The 3,068-nt window shown below is 69.5% G+C and carries 3 protein-coding genes; 2 read left to right on the forward strand and 1 reads right to left on the reverse strand.

The window, feature by feature from the left end:
- A partial coding sequence (locus ABZV34_RS38010; protein WP_356287429.1) for an ATP-binding cassette domain-containing protein occupies positions 1-421 on the forward strand: 421 nt, incomplete at its 5' end.
- 105 nt (positions 422-526) lie between these two features.
- Here ABZV34_RS38010 and ABZV34_RS38015 read toward each other — a convergent pair.
- Positions 527-1,810, reverse strand: coding sequence for an LCP family protein (locus ABZV34_RS38015; RefSeq protein WP_356287432.1), 1,284 nt, complete (start codon positions 1,808-1,810; stop codon positions 527-529).
- Positions 1,811-2,168: 358 nt separating this feature from the next.
- Between ABZV34_RS38015 and ABZV34_RS38020 the strand changes: the two genes are divergently transcribed.
- The gene (locus ABZV34_RS38020; protein WP_356287435.1) at positions 2,169-2,744 is read left to right on the forward strand and encodes a TerD family protein; all 576 of its coding nucleotides are present in this window, start codon (positions 2,169-2,171) and stop codon (positions 2,742-2,744) included.
- Positions 2,745-3,068: the final 324 nt, after the last annotated feature.

The following is a 3,068-nucleotide window of genomic DNA, read 5'->3' on the forward strand; positions in this document are numbered from 1 at the left end:
GGCGAGCACACCGGCCGCGCACCGCGTCCTGGGCCGCCTCGCCGACGTCGGGCTCGGCTACCTCAGCCTCGGCCAGCCCCTCACCACCCTGTCAGGCGGTGAACGGCAGCGGCTCAAACTGGCCACGCACATGGCCGACAAGGGCGGTGTGTACGTCCTCGACGAGCCGACCGCCGGCCTTCACCTCGCCGACGTCGAGCAGCTCCTCGGCCTGCTCGACCGACTCGTCGACTCCGGCAAGTCGGTCATCGTCGTCGAGCACCACCAGGCGGTCATGGCGCACGCCGACTGGATCATCGACCTCGGGCCCGGCGCCGGTCACGACGGTGGTCTCGTCGTCTTCGAGGGCACCCCCGCCGATCTGATCGCCGCCCGTTCCACCGTCACCGGCGAGCATCTCGCGGCCTACGTCGGCAGCTGACCGGGGCCCGGACACGCGCCGACCGGCCCCGTGGGCCGAGCCGTCTCCTTCGACACGGCTCGTCCCACGCGGCTGATCCGGCGCGTCCCACCCGGCTCGGGGCCGCTATCGGACGGTGTCCAGCTTGAAGTCCGGGCCGACCACCAGGGTCACCGTGCCGCCCGTCGCCGTGCTGTTCCGCTCCGCGGAGACCCCGGGGAGCCGGGAGACGAGCACGGCGGCCTGCCGGTCGAGCCCCCGCGGGTGGCTGACCGTCGTCGTGCGGACGGGAGAGGGCGCGTTGCCGGTGGCGACGACGGTGAAGCCCACCTCGCGGAGCTGCTCCGCGACAGCCGCGGCTCGCCCGCCGACACCCGTGCCGTTGAGTACCTGGACGCGTACGGACGACGCGTACACCACATCCTCGGTGTCCGACTGGAGTTGCGACTTGCGGACTTCATGGTCCTTGGCCAGCGCGGTGAACAGGTCGGCGGCCTGCGGGTATTGCCACACGACGTTGGCACGGTCGGTGGGCACGTCGGCCTCGCGCGGGTAGTTCGGCACGGTCAGGAAGGCGAGGCGGTCGCTGGGGATGCCCTTGACCTGGGAAGCCAGGCCGTAGAGAGGCTTGATGCCGGCCAGGTCCGTGTCCGTGGTGAGCGACTTGGTCGCCGACTGCAGGAAGCCGTACAGGGAACTGGGACTGGTGAGTCTCGACTGCGCCTTCTCGGCGAGGGCCTGCATGAACTCCTGCTGGCGGCCGATGCGTCCGAGGTCGGAGCCGTCGCCGACGCTGTAGCGGGCGCGTACATAACCGAGTGCCTTCTCGTCCTTGACGGTCTGGCAGCCGGCCTTCAGGTCGAGATGGGCCTTGGTGTCGTGGATGGCCTCCTTGGGGCACACCTCGATACCGCCGAGTGCGTTGACCATGCCCTTGAAGCCCTGGAAGTCGATGGACATGAAGTGGTCGATGCGCAGCCCGGTGTTCCGCTCGACCGTCTTGATGGTGCAGGCGGCGGCGTCGGCGACCTTCCCCTTGCTCCCGCCGATCGCGAACGCCTCGTTGATCTTGAAGCGGTGGACGGTGGACGTACTGCCGTCACCCTTGTCGCAAGCCGGGATCCGGACCCAGGAGTCGCGGGGGAAGGACACGGCGGTGGCCCATTTCCGGCTGGCGGCGATGTGCAGCACCATCAGGGTGTCCGACTGCATGGTCGTCAGCCCCCTGCCGTACTTGGCGTTGCCGCCCGCGCGGGTGTCCGAACCGACGAGCAGGATGTTCTTGGAGCCCGGACTGAGGTTGGCGGGCCGGCCCTCACCGAGCTTGTTGTCGAGGTCCGCCGCCTGGATGTTGTCGTTGAGATCCTTGTACACCCACGCGCCGACACCGGCGACGGCGAGGAGTATCACCGACAGAACTCCCGTGACCCACCACAGCGTTCGGCGTCGCCCCCTGCGCGCACCCCCCGATCGCTGTACGTCCCGCTGCCCCACCCCGACCACCTCCGGCCCGATCGCCCGCCCCGCAGCCACGCTGTTCACGGCCATCCGGCCACGTGAGCCCTGAACTCTACGCAGTTGTCGAGGGAGTTACGCTCCTGGGCTGCGGGGCGTTCAACACCCCACCTCCGCCTCGGGACCCTCGAGTGCCGCACCGTCGTCGCGCTGGTGTGCGCCGCCGCCCCCGCTGTGATTTCTACATTGTTGTAGATTCTGACGGGGTTCGTTCGGCGGACCCGAACCGACCGACTACGTGGAGGGATCGGCCATGGGTGTTTCCCTGGGCAAGGGCGGCAACGTCTCGCTGAGCAAGGAGGCGCCGGGTCTGACCGCGGTGCTCGTGGGGCTGGGCTGGGACGTTCGGACCACCACCGGCGCCGACTTCGACCTGGACGCCTCCGCGCTCCTGCTGAACGCGTCGGGCAAGGTCGTCTCGGACCAGCACTTCGTCTTCTACAACAACCTGAAGAGCCCGGACGGTTCCGTCGAGCACACCGGCGACAACCTGACCGGTGAGGGCGAGGGCGACGACGAGAGCGTCAAGGTGAACCTCGCCACCGTACCCGCCGACATCGACAGGATCGTCTTCCCCGTCTCGATCCACGACGCCGAGGCCCGCGGACAGAGCTTCGGACAGATCCGTAACGCCTTCATCCGGGTGGTCAACCAGGCAGGCGGCAGCGAACTCGCCCGCTACGACCTGTCCGAGGACGCTTCGACGGAGACCGCGATGGTCTTCGGGGAGCTGTACCGCAACGGAGCGGAGTGGAAGTTCCGCGCGGTGGGCCAGGGGTACGCCTCGGGCCTGGCCGGGATTGCCGCCGACTTCGGCGTCAACGTCTGACGAGCGTCGGGCCTGGCCAGGCCAGGGCCGGGGGTCGGGGGTCGGGGGTCGGGACCGTACGGTGGTCCTCACCCCCGAGCCCGGCGAGTTCGGCGAGGGGGGCCGCCTGTACCAGGTGCCGTGCCTCCGGCCGCCGGACCGCACGGAGTTCGCCGCGGCCACGCTCCGTCCCACGCCGGGACGCGGTGACCGCGCGTCCTCCTTGGTGTGAATCGACATCGCCGTATGTGGATCGACATCGCTGTAGAAGTCTCCCGACGCCGCCATCCCTCAACAACCGCGTGTTCCCGCCCGGTTGGCCTGCCGCACCGGATCACGGCCCCG

The sequence above is a fragment of the Streptomyces sp. NPDC005195 genome (genome assembly GCF_040608315.1).
In the GTDB taxonomy this organism is placed as follows: domain Bacteria; phylum Actinomycetota; class Actinomycetes; order Streptomycetales; family Streptomycetaceae; genus Streptomyces; species Streptomyces kaempferi.